Source organism: Streptomyces sp. NPDC007162 (genome assembly GCF_040634175.1).
Taxonomy (GTDB): Bacteria; Actinomycetota; Actinomycetes; order Streptomycetales; family Streptomycetaceae; genus Streptomyces.
Map to the genome: position 1 here is coordinate 1 of NZ_JBEYFC010000061.1, position 17,386 is coordinate 17,386.

Genomic DNA, 17,386 nt, shown 5'->3' on the forward strand with positions numbered 1-17,386 from the left:
GAGAAGGCGGTGTTCGGGCTGGCCGCGCAGTCGGTGGCCGGCCGGCAGGCGCTGGTGCCGTCCTGGCTGTTCCAGGTGCGCGGGGCGGGGTCGGCACTTTGAGCAGGGCGCAGCTGGTCGAAGTCGTGGAGCGCCCGGGTGCTCTTGTCGGCCTCCGTTTCGAGCCCGGTGTCGTGGACTCCGTGGTGAGCGAGACCGGCACGGACGATGCCTTGCCACTGCTCGCTTATCTCCTCCAGGAGCTGTACTTCGCCTCCGGTCCTGGTGGCACGGTGACGGAGGAGTCGTACCGAAGGCTCGGCGGAGTTCCCGGTGCGCTGGCGCGCCAGGCCGACAACACCGTGACCGCGCTCGGGGCGGGCGTGGGGATCGATTCCGTCCTTCGCGTGCTGCTCAGGTTCGTCACCGTCGAGGGGCAGGAGGTGGCGCGCCGCCAGGTGCCGCTCTCCGAACTCGACGAGCAGGACCGCCATGTCGTCGACGCCTTCGTCGAGGCGCGGCTGCTGCGTACCGATGTCACGGGTGGCGGACTGGCGGCGGACGGCGGTGAGCCCTGTGTGCAGGCGACCCATGAGGCGCTCTTTCGGCAGTGGGCCCCGTTGCGGCAGGAGGTCGAGGCGCGCGCAGAACGGCTTCGCGAGCGGGCCGAACTGGAGCGTTGGGCCGTCGACTGGGAGCGGGCCGGACGCAGCGATGACTACCTCCTCACCGGAGAACGCCTCACCGCGGCCCGACGCTGGCTGCAAGCGCTGGAGGAGACGGGCCAGGCGTCGGAGCCCGCTCGCGCACTTGTCGAATCGTCGCAGCGCCATGACCTGACCTTCTTGAGCCAGGTCTCGGACAGCATCGGTCGGCAGGTTCTCCTGAGCGCGGAGAGCGAGCCCGAACGCTCGCTTCTGCTCGCTCTCGCCGCTCTGGACGAGTGTGCGCCCTCGGCCTCGGCGCGCCACGGACTGATGGCCGCGATGGCAGCGAGTCACCTCCGCTCGCGACTCGACGGCCACACGGACACGGTCCGGCACATCGCATGGTCCCCGGACGGGCGCATGCTGGCCACGGCGTCCAGGGACGGTACGAGCAGGGTGTACGACCCGCGGTCCGGACGTCCGCTACTGGTGTTGCCGTGCGACGGCGTCATGGTCGAGTCCGTCGCCTGGTCGCCGGACTCGACTCGGTTGGCAACGACCGGCCGGGACCGTGTCGTACGGATCTGGGACGCGGCCTCGGGGGAGCCGATCCGGCTGCTGAGCGGCGCGGAAGACATCAACAGACAGGTGGCCTGGTCGCCGGACGGACGTCACGTTGCGGCAAGCTCCAAAGACCGGGTCGTGCGGGTGTGGGACGTCGGCACCGGAGCGCTCGTGCACGAACTGCGCGGCCACGGCGAGGATGTGTGGGGCGTGGCCTTCGCGCCGGACGGTGACCGCCTCGCCTCCGCCTCCCACGATCAGACCGCGATCGTGTGGGATCTGACGACGGGGACGGTCGCCACCACGCTCGCCGGGCACTCCGACTTCGTCGAGGGCATCGCCTGGTCGCCGGACGGCCGGCACGTCGCCACCGGGTCGGGGGACCACACCGTTCGCATCTGGGACTCAAGGACCGGCGACCTGCGTCTGCTGCTGAGAGGGCACACCGACTACGTGTGGAACATGGCCTGGTCGCCCGACGGACGGATGCTGGCCAGCGCTTCTTCCGACCGCACCGTCCGGATCGTCGACACCGCGAACGCCGAGGTTCTGGCCGTGCTGCGTGGTCACGCTGACACGGCGTGGGGCGTTGCCTGGTCACCTTGCGGGACGATGCTCGCCAGCAGCTCCACGGACGGAACCGGCAGGGTTTGGGATCTGCGTCCCCACGGTGCCGAGGCCGTCATGGCGGACGGACACCGAGGCCCGGTGAACCAGGCCGCTTGGTCCGGCGACGGCAGCCGTATCGCCACGGCCTCGGACGACGGCACCGTCCGGGTGTGGGACGCGGCCACAGGTGTGCTTGCCGGACCGGTGACCGAGGTGAGGGACCGGGTCTGGACCGTGGCTTGGGCTCCGCAGGGAGAGCGGCTCGCATTCGCTACGAACGACGGCCTGTTCCGCGTCGTCGATGGGCGCGGAGACACGCTGTTCGACAAGCAGGGCGAGGTCTTGGAAGGCTGCGCGTGGGCGCCGGACGGCAGGCGGATCGCGACCGGCGGTCATGACGGCGTCGTGGCCGTCTTGTCCGCGCAGGACGGGGCCGAGCTGATCAAACTCACCGGACATCAGGACTGGGTGGGGCGAGTGGCGTGGTCGCCGAGCGGACGGTTGCTCGCCAGCTGCTCGGACGACCGTACATGCCGACTCTGGGACATCGGGCAGGCACAGCAGCTCACCGTGCTGCGCGGACACGACAACTATGTGGAGGACGCGTCCTGGTCGCCGGACGAGACACGGATCGCAACCGCTTCCGGCGACTGGACGGCTGCCGTCTGGGACGTCGCCACAGGACGGCGCATTGAGGTGTTGAAGGGGCATGAAGGGCGGCTGCGCGCCGTCGCCTGGTCACCCGATGGCCGGCACATCGCCACGGGCGGCGACGACCGGACCGTACGGGTCTGGTCCGCCGCCACCTTCGCGGAGATCGCCGTCGTCGGTGTGCACCAGGACAAGGTGACCTCTGTGGCCTGGTCCCCGGACGGCACACGGTTGCTCACGGGCTCGGCCGACGGGACCGCGCGTGTGTGGCAGGCAGAGCCGGACTACGACCGCTTGGCGGCGACCGCCCGAGCACGGGTCTTTCGCACGCTGACCCGCGAGGAACGGCGGCAGCATCTGCTGCCGCTGGCCCCTGCCTGACGGTGTCGTCAGTAAACCGTTTCGACTGTGCGCTCTTCGGTTTGAACGAGATAGTCGTCCGGGTTGAGGCCCATCGCCTCGCGCTCGGGCGACGACCAGTACAACGCATTGCGCTCGGCGAATGTCTCCGGGCCGTCGTACGAGATCAGCCAGATGAACTGGCTGTGCTCCGGGTCCGACCAGGCGCCTCCGATCTCGAATCCGAGCTTCAGTCGCAACGGCACGATCTCCTCGCGCCACCGCTGGGCCCATTCGTCGAGCAGGCCGTCCCGGACGGTGTACGTACGCAGCTGTGTGGTCCTCGGCATGCAGTCATCCTCTATGCCCTCGGGGTTGCCGGGGGCTCGATTCCGCCAGTCCGTCCCCACCGGAACTCGATCCCCCGCGTTTCGGTCAAAGGGGCGGTCTTTTCCAAGGACCACGACGGTAAAAGGACCCGGCCAAGCCCCACCCCTCCCGCCCGCCGAGCACTCTCACCCGGGCGGGTGAACATCGCCGAATCGGCTGGATTCGTGGCCCCCCGCCTGCCCTACGCTCGGCGCAACACAACCGCAGACATGCGACGGCCCCCGCCGGGACGGCAATCCCAGTGCGAGGGCCTGACCACCGAGGAAGGCATCAACTTCCCAGATGGATACGCAGCACCCTAGCGCGCCCCCGCGCGCCCAGTCCCGGCTTGCCGCCGACAACCACCCGAATCGGCGGCCCCACACCGCCGGCGGGCTCATCCACGAGAACACCCGCCACACCGAACGTTTCACGGTGATCGGCAACCACCTCACCCAGCACCCGGAACTGTCCCTCCTCGCGATCGGCCTCGGCTGCCACATCCAGTCCCTGCCCAAGGGCGCCCGCGTCGACATCAAGTCCCTCACCGCCCGCTTCCAGGAGGGCGCGACCCGCATCGCCGCCGCCCTGCGCGAGCTGGAGACCCACGGGTACCTGCGCCGCGAACGCGAACGCGTTCTCAGCGGCCGCATCGTCACCCGTACCGTCTCCTGCAACCAGCCGGGGAGCCATCGGCCGACCGCGGACCCGGCTCCCGCGCGATCGGCGCGACCAGGACAGGGAGCCGGGCCGCAACCGGCGACCGAACCGGCACCGGGAGCCGAGCCGGTAGCCGCTCCGGCAAAGCGGCAGGCAGCTCGAAAGAAGTCACTCCCCGCGGTTCCCCAGCCCGCCTGCCCCGCCCAAGCTCTGCTCCAACAGGCCACGGACCTCCTCGCCGACCTTCGCCGCCACGACTCCCGCCTCCTGCTTTCCACCTGCGACACCGCTCACCTTGCTCCCGGTGTCGCGGCCTGGCTGGAGCGGGACGTGAGCCCTACGGCTGTCCGGCATGCACTGACCGCCCACCTGCCGGACGAACCTCTGTGTCGTCCGGCGGCACTTCTGGCGCATCGGCTCGCGGCCCAACTGCCCCCGCCACCGCCGTTCCGGGCACAGGCGTCACCGCCTTCGGCCACCAGTCATCCCCTCCAGAACTGCGACGGCTGTGACCGCGCCTTCCGCTCCTCTACCCCAGGACGTTGCCATGACTGCCGCATTTCCGTTGCCGCCTGAACCCGCTGAGTCCCGTGTGTCCGGTTCGCTGTCCCCGGCCCGGATACTCTGGTCAGGGCACTCTCTGGAGGACGTCATGAGCTCTCAGGCCGAGCACGGAAACGAGCTGATTCCCCGCCCCGAGCTGACGCCGGATGCCCTCCGTGAGGCTCTCGCGGTCGTCGCCCCAGGGCGCCTCGACGAGATGCAGGCCAGGAAGGACGAGGCTTTCGCCAAGGCCGTCGAGTGGCAGTCCCTCAGCCCGGTGCAGAGCTGGGTTCTGATCTGGGCCAGGGACATCGAGATCGCCCGTCGGCCGGACCTGTCCTCCCGTTACGCCTGGGCACAGGATCACCTGGAACACGAGGATCCGGCCCTGGCGTGGGAAGCGCTTCGCGAGTTGAGTGCGGTCCTCGACGAGGCGATGAAGGCAGTTCGAGAGTGAGCTGGAAGTGGGAGTACGCCTTCGGCGCCGAAGAAGCAGCCCGTACCGCTCCCGCAGACTTCCTCGCCGCCGTGGCACGCAAGGCCGATGAACTGGTCAGGGCGGCAGAAGCTCTCCACATCCATGGCCGGGCCTACGAGGGGGTCGACCCGAAGGGTGGCAATGTGGACGTCGCTGGCGGCATGTTCACCTACCAGGTCGTCGTACGCAGCGAACGCATCTACGTCGTCCAGATCACTTGGCTGGGCTACTGACGTGCGAGGAAGGGCCGGAGGGATGCGATCCGGAAACGGAGGGCTCGGAACAGGCCACGTTCACCGGGGCGAGAGCGGGTCGCCTTGACGGACCCCCGTGCGGCTCGGGGATCGTGATCCAGTAGATCGTGACGGGGAGTTGTTCGGGGGTAACTGATGGCCGTTCCCAGACCGCAGACGCGCCAGTTCGAGGCGTTCATGACGAATCTGTCGTATGCCCGGCGCATGGTCGAGGCGGGCCGGATGCTGACGCCGTTCAATTCGCCGACGATCGACATCGACGACTTTTACCGCGCGGCCTGGGTGCAGGCGGTGGCCGCCATCGACCACTGGCTGCACGAGGAGGTGCTGCGCCGCGTCGCGGAGCTGGCGGCCAAGGACAGCCCCGACATGCCCTACCAGCTGCGTGTCTATGAATTGCCGCTGCACACCGTGGAGGCGGTTCAGAAGGGTGCCGTCACCCTTCCTGATGCCGTGGTCGAGCATCTGCGGGACAAACTCGCGGCCCAGTCTCTCCAGCACCCCGGAAAGATCTCGGAGGTGCTCAAGCTCGTCACGGAAAAGAAGGTCTGGTACCTGTCCGCCGGGTGGATCAACAAGACGTTCTTCCAAGGGCGCACTTCTCTGAATGAGAAGACGCTTCGCAGTCGCTATCTGGAGATCACTCAGCGGCGCAACAAGATCGCCCACGATGCCGACCTGATCGACGGGGATCTGAAGCAGCGTCGTCCCATCGACGAGGCCTCCGTCAACGACGCCATCGACTGGATCGAGCGCCTTGCGCTGGCCATCGCCCACGTCCTCGACGAGGAAGGGTGACAGTCGGGTGGGGAGGTGGCCCGGTGGCGGGGGTCGCCTCGTAGGGTTGGGGCATGACGGAAGTCCCTGCCCGACGGCTGCTCCTCGTGCACGCGCACCCGGACGACGAGTCGATCAACAACGGCGCCACCATGGCCCGCTACGCGGACCAGGGGGTCCATGTGACGCTGGTCACCTGCACCCTCGGCGAGGGTGGCGAGGTCATCCCCCCCGAGCTGAGGCATCTGACCGGCCCGGCGCTGGGCCAGCACCGGCTGGGCGAGCTCACCGCCGCCATGCGTGAGCTCGGCGTCGACGACTTCCGGCTGCTCGGCGGCGCCGGGCGCTACCACGACTCCGGGATGATGGGCCTGCCCGACAACGACGCGCCCGGCTGCTTCTGGCAGGCCGACGTCGACGAGGCCGCCGCCCACCTGGTCGAGGTCATCCTGGAGACCCGCCCCCAGGTCGTCGTCACCTACGACGACAACGGCGGCTACGGCCACCCGGACCACATCCAGGCCCACCGCGTCACCATGCGGGCCGTCGAACTCGCCGCCGGGGCCGGCCACCGCGTCCCCAAGGTCTACTGGAACCGCGTCCCGCGCACGGTCGCCGAAGCGGCCTTCGCCCGGCTCCAGGAGGACCTGTCGGCGCTGCCGTTCGACAAGCCCGCCGCCGTCGGCGACGTGCCGGGCGTGGTCGACGACCACCGGGTCACCACCGCGATCGACGGCACCGCGTACGCCACCGCGAAGACCGCCGCGATGGCCGCCCACGCCACCCAGATCGAGGTGGCGCCCGGCGCCGTGCCCTGTTTCGCGCTCTCCAACGAGCTGGCGCAGCCCGTATTCACCACGGAGTACTACGAGTTGGTGGCCGGCACGCCCGCCGGCGCACCGGACGACGCACCCGAGACCGACCTCTTCGCCGGTCTCGACGTGTCCACGGAGGTGGCCCCATGAGCTCCGCCGGACGCGGCTCGATGCTCGCGCAACCGTTGCAGCGGCCCTCCGCCGGGCGCGTCGCCGCCCTGTTCGCCCTGGTCGTGCTCGGCGCCCTGGTCGGCCTCGCCGGGACCCTGGTGCAGGCCGGGTGGTTCCCCGGCGGGCTGCTGCTCGCCCTGGCCGGTGCCGCCGGGCTCTTCCTCGGCGGGTCGCGGGCGACGGGCAGCCGTTCCGGGGCCGTGGCGCCCGCGTTCGGCTGGGTCGTCGCCGTCATCTTCCTCACCGCCGGCCGGCCCGAGGGCGACTTCCTGTTCGGCGCGGGCGGCGGCTCGTACCTCTTCCTGCTCGGCGGCATGGCGCTGGCTGTGATCTGTGCCACATTGGGTTTGGAGCGGCAACCCCGAGCGGACGGCGCCCGACTTGGCAAGTGACGTACCACTTCGCCGTGGGGCGCGCGTGCGAGTCCGGTGTGGGTTTCCCCAGCGGTCGTGGGATAAGCGTCAGAAGTGGCCAGTATGGTGGTGCGCGCCGCCGAGCCGCCCGAGAAAGGTCGCCATGGGCGGTGGAGCCAACCGGGAGAACCTGCCTTGAGTCGTGAAACTGACACTCCGTCCTCCGGGCCCAACGGGCGCGGCGGAGCCGCATACCCCTCGGGCACGCCGCCGTACGGGACCCCCATGGCTTCCGACGACGCCGCGGGCGCGGGCCGTTCGGCCGCGCAGCCGGAGGAACGAAAGACCGAGACCACGCTGACGACCCGGATCCGGATCAACATCCCCGGTTCCCGGCCGATTCCGCCGGTGGTCGTCCGCACGCCCGTCACGGACACCGATGCCGTCCCGAGCGAGGAGACCGGCACGCACGCGCTGCCCACGGGCGCCGCCGCGCCCACCGGCACGGTCGAGCCGCCCGCCGCGGAAGCGGGGCCCGCAGCGGCCAACGGGAACAGCGACTGGTTCGCGCCACGCAAGTCCGGCCCCGCCAAGGGCGGTCAGCGCGGACCCGCCACCAACGGGGCCGGAGCCCCCGGCGGTTCGCCCGCAGCCGCGCCGAACCCGTCGGCCGCGCCCGGCACCCCGGGCGCCCCGGGCGGCGCGCGTGCCAACGGCGGCCGTCCCGGCGGTGTCGTCGGCTCCATGAGCGCGCCCGGCGGCGCCAGGCCCGGCGGGACCAACGGTTCGGGACTGCCCACGGGCGCCACCGGCGGCCCGGTGGCTCCCGGACACGGCGGTGGCACCGGCTCCTTCGACGTGACGGAGGCGCTCGCCGCGGGCCCGCTCGGCGGCTCCCGGGGCGGCGCCAAGGAGGGCGGCGAGGCCCGCCGCGACGACCTCCCGTACTTCTCCGACAACGGCGGTCAGAACGGCGCCCGGGGCGGCCCCGGCACCCCCGGCGGCGGCCCGGCCGGTCCCGGCGGCCCGGCCGGTCCCGGCGGCCCCAACGGCTTCAACGGGCCCGGCCTGCCCGGCGGCCCCGGCGGACCGCAGGGCCCCGCGGGCCCCACCGGCGGACCGGTCACCGGCGACGGCCCCTTCGTCCCGCCGGCCAACGGCGGCGAGCCCTTCGGCGCCCCGGGCAGCCCCGCGGGCCCGGGTGGCGCCCCGGGCCGGCCCACCGGCCGCACCGCAACCGGCCCGGCCGGCCGTGGCGTCCGGGCCCCCGGTCGTGCCGCCCAGGCCGGACCCGGCGCGCGCACCGGCCCCGCCGGTCCCGGACTCGCCGTCCCCGGCGGCGGTCTGAGCGACGACACCGCGATCCTCACCCCGCAGAAGCCCGCCCCCGGACCGGGCACGCCCGGCTACGGCACCCCGGCGGACAACGTCTCCGGGCACACCGTCACCAGCGGCATCCCGGTCGTACCGTCGGGCCCCAACTCCCCGTTCGCGCCGGGCGCCCCCGGCACCACCGGACCGCAGTCGCACACGCCGCCGAAGCTGCCCGAGCCGGTCTCGCCGCCCCCGGCCGAGTCCAAGGGCAAGGCGAAGGCCAAGAAGAAGCGCGGCAAACTGCCGCTGCTCGGCGGTGTCGTGGTGGTCGCGGGCCTCGGTGTCTACGGCGCCGGGCTCCTCATGAACCACTCCGACGTCCCCAAGGGCACCACCGTGCTCGGCGTCGACATCGGCGGCGGCACCCGCGACGACGCGGTCAAGAAGCTGGACGACACGTTCGGCAACCGGGTGAACAAGCCGCTGAAGCTGTCGGTCGACGGGAAGACGGTCTCGCTGCCCCCGGACCAGGCGGGCCTCCAGTTCGACTTCCAGAAGACCGTCGACGCGGCCGCCAAGAGCGACTACAACCCGGTCTCCGTGATCGGCGCCCTGTTCGGCCAGAAGCGGGTCGTCGAGCCCGCCATGCCGGTCGACGAGGAGAAGCTCCAGGCCGCCCTGAAGGACCTCGGTGGCAGCTCCGGCTCCGTCACCCAGGGCACGATCGAGTTCAAGTCCGGGAAGGCCGTCGCCGTCTACGGCAAGGCGGGCAAGGGCATCGACGCGGCCGCCTCCGCCAAGACGGTCGAAGAGGCGTACAAGACGATGGTGGAGACCGACACCGCCACCACGGTGAACGTGCCGACCACCACCCAGCAGCCGACGGTCTCCAACGCGGAGGTCGACCGCGAGATGAAGGCGTTCGCGGAGCCTGCGATGTCGGGACTGGTCACGGTGAAGACGGACACGGGCGTCTCGCTGCCGATGAGTCCGCAGAACTCCCTGTGGAAGTTCCTCCGGGTCAAGGCCGTCAACGGCAAGCTGGTCGACAGCCCCGACCTGAACGCGCTCAAGGCTCTCTACGGCAGCACCTTCGCCAGCGTCAAGATCACCCGCGCCAGCGGCGAGAAGACCGCCGTCACCCCGCAGGACGTCTACGTGGCCCTGCGCCAGGCCCTGCTGAGCAAGACGAACCGGGTGGGCGTCATCCAGACGAACCCGAGCTGACGTCAGGTCCGAGAGGGGGCGCCCGGTACTCGTCGGGTGCCCCCTCTCGGTGTGTCACGTCCCGTGCATGACATCTGTCATGCGGCTCTCCGGACGGTCGGCACTGCCCCCGTGCAGGGGCTCGCCGCCAGCATGGAGGCATGACAACGACAGCGGCGACGACGGCCACCGGAACCCCGGTCGTCGGATTCGACCAAGTGAGCAAGATCTACGGGGAAGTGCGGGCCGTCGACGCCCTCTCGCTGCGGCTGCACCCCGGGGAGACCGTGGCCCTGCTCGGGCCCAACGGCGCCGGCAAGTCGACCACGCTCGACCTGCTGCTCGGCCTCAAGCACGCCGACGCCGGCACGGTCAGCGTCTTCGGGACGAGCCCGCGCGAGGCCATCGTCGCCGGGCGGGTGGGCGCGATGCTGCAGAGCGGCGGCCTGATGGACGAGGTCACCGTCGGGGAGCTGGTGAAGCTGGCCTGTGCGCTGCACCCCAAGCCCCACAAGGTCACCGACGTCCTCGCCCGCGCGGGCATCTCGGGGATCGCCGACCGCAAGGTCAACAAGCTCTCCGGCGGCCAGTCCCAGCGCGTCCGCTTCGCCCTCGCCACCGCCGGCGACAGCGACCTGATCGTCCTGGACGAGCCGACCACCGGCATGGACGTCTCGGCCCGCCAGGCGTTCTGGGCCACCATGCGCGAACAGGCCGACCAGGGCCGTACCGTCCTGTTCGCCACGCACTACCTCGAAGAGGCCGACGCCATCGCCGACCGGGTGCTGGTGCTGCACCGGGGGCGGCTGCTGGCCGACGGGACCGCCGCCGAGATCAAGGCCAAGGCCGGAGCGAGAAGGATCTCCTTCGACCTGGAGGGCGAGATCGACGAGGCCCCGCTGCGGGCGCTGCCCTTCCTCACCGCGGTCGACGTCTCAGGACAGACCGTCCGCATGCAGTCGTCCGACGCCGACGCCACCGTCCACGCCCTCTACGGCCTGGGCGTCTACCCCCGCAACCTCGAAGTCGCCGGGCTCGGCCTGGAGCAGGCCTTCGTCGCCATCACGGAGGCCGAGGAGGCCAAGGAGGTCACGCAGTCATGAACGCCCTGATCAAGCTGGAGCTCGCCCGCGCCCTGCGCAACCGCAAGTTCCTGTTCTTCTCGGTGATCTACCCGTCGATCATCTTCCTGCTGGTCGCCAGCCAGAACGACACCACCAGGACCGTCGACGACTCAGGGCTGTCCCTCGCCGCGTACGTCATGGTCTCCATGGCCTCCTTCGGCGCCCTGACCGCCGTCCTGATGGGCAACAGCGAACGCATCGCCAAGGAGCGCGAGAGCGGCTGGGTACGGCAGCTGCGGCTGACCACGCTGCCAGGACGCGGCTACGTCCTCGCCAAGACCGCGAGCGCCGCCGTGGTGAGCCTGCCCTCCATCGTGGTCGTCTTCCTGGTCGCCGCGGCCGTGAAGCACGTACGCCTCGACGCCTGGCAGTGGCTCGCCCTCACCGGCGCGATCTGGGCCGGCAGCCTGGTCTTCGCCGCGCTCGGGGTCGCCATCGGGTACCTGGCGAGCGGCGACGCGGTCCGCCCGATCACGATGATCACCTACTTCGGCCTGTCGATCCTCGGCGGCCTGTGGTGGCCGTCCTCCTCCTTCCCGACCTGGCTCCAGGACATCGCGAAGTGGCTGCCCACGCACGCGTACGCTGCACTCGGGCGGGCCATCGAGCAGAGCCAGGCCCCCAAGGCCCAGGACATCGCCATCCTCGTCGTCTTCTTCGCCCTCTTCGTCGGCGGCGCGGCCTGGCTGTACCGGAAGGACACGCTGAAGGCGTGAGCACGATGACGGAAGACCTGCGGTCCGAGGACGAAGTGCGGGCGGACCGGCTGGTGCGGATCGGCCGGCCGCCGCGCAACCGCGCCGAGGCGCTGCGCAAGCTGGTGTGGGTGCTGCCGTGGCTGGTGTTCCTGGGCTCCCCGGTGGACGACCTGACCTCCGGCCACCACACCACCGGGGCCACCGCGGCCGGCTGGGCGGGCCTGGCGGCCTTCGTCGGGATCTACCTGACCATCGTCTTCCGCCAGATGGGCCGGCCGTTCCGCGGCGGTGTCGTCGCCGTCGCGGTCGCCGTGGAGTGGACGCTCGCGGTCGCCCTCGCCTTCGGTCTCGGCAGCTCCTGGCTCGGCCTGTTCGTGTACGTCTCCGTGATGTGCGGAGTCACCTTCCCGCTGCGGATCGCGTACTGGGCGATCCCGCTGACCACCGCCGCGATGATGCTCGCGGGCTGGCACGCCCACGCGACGGACGAGGCCTGGGGCCTGTTCCTGGTGGTCCTCCTGGTCGGCTACTCCATGACCGGCATCCGGCAACTCGTGGCCACCACCGTCGAGTTGCGCAAGGCCCGCGCCACAGTCGCCCAACTGGCGGCGAACGAGGAGCGGTTGCGGCTCGCCCGGGACCTGCACGACCTGCTCGGCCACTCGCTCTCGCTGATCACGCTGAAGAGCGAGCTGGCGGGCCGGATGCTCCCGGGGAACCCCGAGAAGGCGGCCCAGCAGGTCGCCGACATCGAACAGGTCAGCAGGCAGGCCCTGGTGGACGTCCGCGAGGCGGTCACCGGCTACCGGCGGCCCCGGCTCGCCGCCGAACTCGCGGGCGCCCAGGTGGCCCTGACCGCCGCCGCGGTCACCGCGGAGGTCCCGGCCGACCCCGACCTCACCGGGGTGCCCGAGGGCGGCGAGGCGGCCCTCGCCTGGGCACTGCGCGAGGCGATCACCAACGTCGTACGGCACAGCGGCGCGAGCGCCTGCACGGTGGAGCTGCTGCGCCGCCAGACCCTGGACGGGCCGGTCCTCGAACTCGCCGTCGAGGACAACGGTTCGGGCGGTTCGGGCAAGGGCCCGGGCAACGGTCTCACCGGTCTCACCGAGCGGCTGGAGAAGGCGGGCGGCACGCTGGAGGCGGGGCGTACGAAACGCGGTTTCCGGCTGGTCGCCCGGGTCCCGCTGCCCTCCGGCATGGCCGTAGGATCCGGTGCATGAGCAGCACGATCAAGGTCCTCCTCGCCGAGGACCAGTCGATGGTCCGCGAGGCACTGGCCGCCCTGCTGGGCCTCGAGGACGACATCGAGGTCGTGGCCCAGGTCGCCCGCGGCGACGAGGTGCTGGCGGCGGCCCGGGCGAACGACATCGACGTCGCCCTGCTCGACATAGAGATGCCGGGCTGTACGGGCATCGAGGCGGCGGCGCAGCTCCACAAGGCGCTCCCGGCCGTCCGACTGGTGGTCCTCACCACCTTCGGCCGCCCCGGCTACCTGCGCAGCGCGATGGAGGCGGGGGCCGACGCGTTCCTGGTCAAGGACGCCCCCGCCGCCCAACTCGCCGAAGCCGTCCGCAAGGTCCTCGCCGGAGAACGCGTCATCGACCCCACCCTCGCGGCGGCGGCCCTGGCGGAGGGCGCCAACCCGCTGACCGACCGCGAACGAGAGGTCCTGCGCGCGGCGGCCGACGGCTCCACGAACGCGGAACTCGCGACGGCCCTGCACCTCTCCCAGGGGACGGTGCGCAACTACCTCTCGACGGCGATCCAGAAGCTCGCGGTCCGCAACAGGGCGGAAGCGGTACGCATCGCGCGGGAGAAGGGCTGGCTGTAACCCTCGTCCACGGCGAACAGGCTTCCCGGAGTGCTCAGTTGAGACGAGCCCGCGCGGCCCGTGCCTCTCCCCGGACCTTCTCCGCCGCCCCCTCGTCGACCACCTCGATCAGCTCCGCGTACCGCTCGAACTCCTGGGCCCCGTCGGTGAAATCGCCCCGTTCCACCAGCAACCGCGCCCGCTCGTACCGCAGTCGCGCCGGATGCGACGGCAGCAGCAGCGACAGGTCCACCGACCACAGCCCCACGTCCGACCGCTCCGGCCGGGCCGCCGCCCACGACCGCACGTTGTTGAGGATGCGCCGTACGACGTCCAGCGGGTCCGCGGGTTCCAGCATCGCCGGCTCCAGCGGCACCCCCGCCGCCCCCGCCACCAGCAACTCCGCGTCCGCCCCGCTCAGCACCCGCCCCCCGTCGAACGGATCGGCCAGCACCCGCTCCTCCGCGGTCCCGAAGCCGACCACGAAGTGCCCCGGCAGCGCGACCCCGTACACCGGCGCCCCGGCCCGGCGGGTGACCTCCAGCCACACCACGGACAGCAGGATCGGCAGCCCGCGCCGCCGGCGCAGCACCTCGTGCAGCAGCGAGGACTCCAGCCGCTGGTAGTCACCGGCGGTGCCGCGGAAGCCGAACCGCTCGCCCAGCACCCGCTGCGCCGCCGTGGCCCAGGCGAGCGGCCCGCCCGGCCGGTACGGCAGCTGTCCCGCCAGCCGGTCCAGTTCCATCTGCGCCGTGTCGATCCCGGCCTCGTCCAGCCCGCCGTCGGCCACCGCGCCCAGCAGCAGGCACAGCGTCGCCAGGTCGGGCCGCTCGGACCGCGCCTCCTCGGCGAACCGCCGCCGCACCTCGGCGGCCCGCTCCGACGAAGGGGGTGGGGGATGAGGGGGACGCATAGCTGTTTCGTGCCCTTCCGGAATGATCCATACCGTCCTGGGGCGCCGGAGAAGCCGCCCCCCGGAGTCTTGCAGTCCGCCCGGGCCCGGAGAAACCCGTCCCAGGGCCCAGCGAAGCCCGCCCGGGGGCCGAAGCCAGTCGGCCGGAGTCTCGGAGTCCGTCGTGCCGGCCCGGCGAAGCCCGCCCGGGGCCCCGGAGGAACCCGCCCAGGGCCCCGGGCGGCACGCCGGCCGTGAAGGCGCCGGCCTCTTGGAGTCCGTCCTGAGGCCGGCGCAGGCCGTCCGGGGCCGAAAGCCCGTCGGCCGGAGTTAAGGCCCGGCGCAGATTGTTCCGAGGCTCGGAGGAACCCGGCCCGGGCCCTGGAGCCGGCTCCTTGACTCAGGGGCCTTCCGGCTCGGGCTGCGGCCCCGGCTCCCGGTAGTGGTGGTACGCGTGGTGCGCCGTGAAGCCGAGTCGCGCGTACAGCGCCCGCGCCCCCGCGTTCTCCGTCTCCACCTGCAGCCAGGCCGCCGAGGCGCCCTCCGCCAGCGCCCGCCGGGCGAGCGCGGCCATGACCTCGGTGGCCAGCCCCCGCCGTCGCAGCGCCGGATCCACCTCCACCGCGGCGAACCCGGCCCACCGCCCGTCCACGACACACCGCCCGATGGCCGCGGGCGCATCCCCGGCGGTCTCGCCGGGCACGGTCGCGAACCACACCGACGGCCCCGAGCCCAGCACCTCCAGCGCGACCTCGCTCACGCCCTTGCGCTGGTACCGCGCGAGCCATGCCTCGTCGGCCGTCCGGGAGAGCACCACCGCGGCCCCCGCCGCCCGGTCCGCCACCGGCGCCAGCCCCCCGGTCCACAGCTCGGCGCTCACCTCGCGCACCCACCCGCGCCGCTCCAGCTCCGCGCAGAGCACTTCCTCCGTGCCCTCTCCACCGGTCGCGGTCTGCACGTACGCGGGCAGCCCCCGCTCGCCGTACCACCGCCGCACGGCGTCCAGCGCGGCGTCGAGGGGCAGCCCGGGATCACCGAGCGGCAGCACGCTGTTGGCCCGCCGGGTGAACCCTCCGGCGGCCCGCAGCTCCCACTCGCCGAGCCGCTCGCTCTCCACCGGCCGCCAGCCGCGCGACGCGACCCGCGCCAGTTCCCCGTAGGTCGCGGCCGGTCCCCTCCGGCGCGCCGGAGCGGCCGGCACCACCTTGGCCGCCACCAGCGCGGACTGCGCCATCCGGACGACCTCACCGGCTCGTCGTGTGATCGTCAGCATGCCGTCGTCGTCCCATGATGTGAGAACACCCACCGTGTCGGTGAACTTCTCCGTGGCGTCCCCATGTCCGGTCAAACGCCGTACGGAGACACGTTTGCCCACGTCAGCAGCGGTGATACGGACCTCGAAGCGTCCCGCGGCAGAGATTTCCACTGGTCAGTTCACCCCTCCTGTTCGGATCATGCCCCAGAACGGAGATACTAGGGGCGGGCATCGACGACGCCGCGCTCCCGCGCGCCAGGCGGCGGAGCCTACGGAGGCCCGCCAGCGCCCAATCGAGGAGGAACGACAGCGTGACCTACGTCATCGCGCAGCCTTGTGTCGACGTGAAGGACAAGGCGTGCATCGAGGAGTGCCCGGTCGACTGCATCTACGAGGGCCAGCGGTCCTTGTACATCCACCCGGACGAATGCGTCGACTGCGGCGCCTGTGAACCGGTCTGCCCGGTCGAGGCGATCTTCTACGAGGACGACACTCCCGAGGAGTGGAAGGACTACTACAAGGCCAACGTCGAGTTCTTCGACGACCTCGGCTCGCCCGGCGGCGCCAGCAAGCTGGGCCTGATCGAGCGCGACCACCCCTTCATCGCCGCGCTGCCGCCGCAGGCCGAAGCCGAGTAACCCGCACCGGCGGCCCGCCGCACCACCGTGCCGCCTCGGTCCCGTACGGCCTGATCACGCCCGATCGGCGCCGTACGGGACCGAGGCGTTTGCCGTACCGGTCGTACCGGTCGTACCGAAGAAAGTGAGCCCGTCACCGTGTCCGCAGCCTCCGACCGTCTGCCCGCGTTCCCCTGGGACAAGCTGGAGCCGTACAAGAAGACGGCAGCGGCACACCCGGACGGCATCGTCGACCTGTCGGTCGGCACCCCGGTGGACCCGGTCCCCGACCTGATCCAGAAGGCCCTGATCGACGCGGCGGACTCGCCCGGCTACCCCACGGTGTGGGGCACCCCGGCGCTGCGCGACGCGATCACCGGCTGGGTCGGCCGCCGCCTCGGCGCCCGCGACGTCACCCACCGCCACGTCCTGCCGATCGTCGGCTCCAAGGAACTGGTCGCGTGGCTCCCCACCCAGCTGGGCCTCGGCCCCGGCGACCGGGTGGCGTACCCGCGCCTCGCGTACCCCACCTACGAGGTCGGCGCCCGCCTCGCCCGCGCCGCGTACGAGGTCTACGACGACCCGCGCGACCTGGACCCGGACGGCCTGAAGCTGCTCTGGCTCAACTCCCCGTCCAACCCGACCGGCAGGGTGCTGCCCAAGCAGGAGCTCACGGAGATCGTCGCCTGGGCCCGCGACCACGGCATCCTGGTCTTCTCCGACGAGTGCTACTTCGAACTGGGCTGGGAGGCCGAACCGGTCTCCGTCCTGCACCCGGACGTCAACGGCGGCTCGTACGACGGGATCGTGGCCGTCCACTCCCTCTCCAAGCGTTCCAACCTCGCGGGCTACCGCGCGGCCTTCCTGGCGGGCGACCCGGCGGTCCTGGGCCCCCTCCTGGAGATCCGCAAGCACGGCGGCATGATGACCTCGGCCCCGACCCAGGCGGCGGTGGTGGCGGCCCTCTCCGACGACACCCACGTCCAGGAACAGCGCGAGCGGTACGCGGCCCGCCGCACGGCCCTGCGCGCGGCCCTGCTGTCCCACGGCTTCCGCATCGAACACAGCGAGGCGAGCCTCTACCTGTGGGCGACGAGGGACGAGTCCTGCTGGCAGACGGTCGCCCACCTGGCCGAGCGAGGCATCCTGGTGGCCCCGGGCGACTTCTACGGCGAGGCCGGCGAGAACTTCGTCCGGGTGGCCCTGACCGCGACGGACGAACGCGTACGAGCGGCCGTACAGCGCCTTTCCTGATAAG

At 71.7% G+C, this 17,386-nt stretch carries 17 protein-coding genes; 14 read left to right on the forward strand and 3 right to left on the reverse strand.

What is annotated here, in order from left to right; genetic code table 11:
* Positions 1 to 98: 98 nt before the first annotated feature.
* Positions 99 to 2,831: a WD40 repeat domain-containing protein gene (locus tag ABZ646_RS10290; protein ID WP_360515512.1), complete on the forward strand. Its 2,733-nt coding sequence runs from the start codon at positions 99 to 101 to the stop codon at positions 2,829 to 2,831.
* A gap of 8 nt (positions 2,832 to 2,839) precedes the next feature.
* Here ABZ646_RS10290 and ABZ646_RS10295 read toward each other — a convergent pair whose 3' ends face one another.
* Positions 2,840 to 3,139 (reverse strand): NIPSNAP family protein, encoded by a 300-nt coding sequence (locus ABZ646_RS10295; protein ID WP_360515515.1) that lies wholly within the window; start codon positions 3,137 to 3,139, stop codon positions 2,840 to 2,842.
* Between the two features lie 322 nt (positions 3,140 to 3,461).
* Here ABZ646_RS10295 and ABZ646_RS10300 point away from each other — a divergent pair, with 322 nt between their 5' ends.
* From ABZ646_RS10300 to ABZ646_RS10350, 11 genes are all read left to right on the forward strand, one after another.
* Positions 3,462 to 4,394, forward strand: coding sequence for a helix-turn-helix domain-containing protein (locus ABZ646_RS10300; RefSeq protein ID WP_360515518.1), 933 nt, complete (start codon positions 3,462 to 3,464; stop codon positions 4,392 to 4,394).
* 76 nt (positions 4,395 to 4,470) lie between these two features.
* Entirely contained in the window at positions 4,471 to 4,818 is a 348-nt protein-coding gene (locus ABZ646_RS10305) for a hypothetical protein (RefSeq protein WP_360515521.1), read from the forward strand.
* Entirely contained in the window at positions 4,815 to 5,072 is a 258-nt protein-coding gene (locus tag ABZ646_RS10310) for a hypothetical protein (protein WP_360515524.1), read from the forward strand. The genes ABZ646_RS10305 and ABZ646_RS10310 overlap by 4 nt, the downstream gene beginning before the upstream one ends.
* 156 nt (positions 5,073 to 5,228) lie before the next feature.
* On the forward strand, positions 5,229 to 5,891 hold the full coding sequence (locus ABZ646_RS10315; RefSeq protein ID WP_360515527.1) for a hypothetical protein: 663 nt from the start codon (positions 5,229 to 5,231) through the stop codon (positions 5,889 to 5,891).
* A 53-nt stretch (positions 5,892 to 5,944) separates the two neighbouring features.
* Complete coding sequence (mshB, locus tag ABZ646_RS10320) at positions 5,945 to 6,835, forward strand: N-acetyl-1-D-myo-inositol-2-amino-2-deoxy-alpha-D-glucopyranoside deacetylase (RefSeq protein WP_360515530.1); 891 nt, start codon at positions 5,945 to 5,947, stop codon at positions 6,833 to 6,835.
* Positions 6,832 to 7,248 (forward strand): DUF6113 family protein, encoded by a 417-nt coding sequence (locus ABZ646_RS10325; protein ID WP_360515532.1) that lies wholly within the window; start codon positions 6,832 to 6,834, stop codon positions 7,246 to 7,248. Before mshB ends, ABZ646_RS10325 begins: the two co-directional genes overlap by 4 nt.
* 156 nt (positions 7,249 to 7,404) lie before the next feature.
* The gene (locus ABZ646_RS10330) at positions 7,405 to 9,750 is read left to right on the forward strand and encodes a hypothetical protein (RefSeq protein ID WP_360515535.1); all 2,346 of its coding nucleotides are present in this window, start codon (positions 7,405 to 7,407) and stop codon (positions 9,748 to 9,750) included.
* 140 nt (positions 9,751 to 9,890) lie between these two features.
* On the forward strand, positions 9,891 to 10,832 hold the full coding sequence (locus tag ABZ646_RS10335; RefSeq protein ID WP_360515538.1) for an ABC transporter ATP-binding protein: 942 nt from the start codon (positions 9,891 to 9,893) through the stop codon (positions 10,830 to 10,832).
* Positions 10,829 to 11,569, forward strand: coding sequence for an ABC transporter permease (locus ABZ646_RS10340; protein ID WP_360515541.1), 741 nt, complete (start codon positions 10,829 to 10,831; stop codon positions 11,567 to 11,569). The genes ABZ646_RS10335 and ABZ646_RS10340 overlap by 4 nt, the downstream gene beginning before the upstream one ends.
* A 5-nt stretch (positions 11,570 to 11,574) precedes the next feature.
* Positions 11,575 to 12,774, forward strand: a complete 1,200-nt coding sequence (locus ABZ646_RS10345) for a histidine kinase (protein ID WP_360515586.1) — start codon at positions 11,575 to 11,577, stop codon at positions 12,772 to 12,774.
* Positions 12,771 to 13,385, forward strand: a complete 615-nt coding sequence (locus ABZ646_RS10350; RefSeq protein ID WP_132888690.1) for a response regulator transcription factor — start codon at positions 12,771 to 12,773, stop codon at positions 13,383 to 13,385. Before ABZ646_RS10345 ends, ABZ646_RS10350 begins: the two co-directional genes overlap by 4 nt.
* A gap of 34 nt (positions 13,386 to 13,419) precedes the next feature.
* On the opposite strand, the gene ABZ646_RS10355 is transcribed toward ABZ646_RS10350, so the two are convergent.
* Both ABZ646_RS10355 and ABZ646_RS10360 read right to left on the reverse strand, forming a co-directional pair.
* Positions 13,420 to 14,277: a transglutaminase-like domain-containing protein gene (locus tag ABZ646_RS10355; RefSeq protein WP_360515544.1), complete on the reverse strand. Its 858-nt coding sequence runs from the start codon at positions 14,275 to 14,277 to the stop codon at positions 13,420 to 13,422.
* 379 nt (positions 14,278 to 14,656) lie between these two features.
* Positions 14,657 to 15,682, reverse strand: coding sequence for a GNAT family N-acetyltransferase (locus tag ABZ646_RS10360; RefSeq protein WP_360515547.1), 1,026 nt, complete (start codon positions 15,680 to 15,682; stop codon positions 14,657 to 14,659).
* A 140-nt stretch (positions 15,683 to 15,822) separates the two neighbouring features.
* On the opposite strand from ABZ646_RS10360, the gene fdxA reads away from it, so the two are divergent.
* Together fdxA and ABZ646_RS10370 are read left to right on the forward strand one after the other, a co-directional pair.
* On the forward strand, positions 15,823 to 16,149 hold the full coding sequence (gene fdxA, locus ABZ646_RS10365; RefSeq protein WP_046730523.1) for a ferredoxin: 327 nt from the start codon (positions 15,823 to 15,825) through the stop codon (positions 16,147 to 16,149).
* Between the two features lie 138 nt (positions 16,150 to 16,287).
* A complete protein-coding gene (locus ABZ646_RS10370; protein WP_360515550.1) occupies positions 16,288 to 17,382 on the forward strand; it encodes a bifunctional succinyldiaminopimelate transaminase/glutamate-prephenate aminotransferase in 1,095 nt (364 codons plus the stop codon).
* The last annotated feature ends 4 nt before the right edge of the window (positions 17,383 to 17,386 follow it).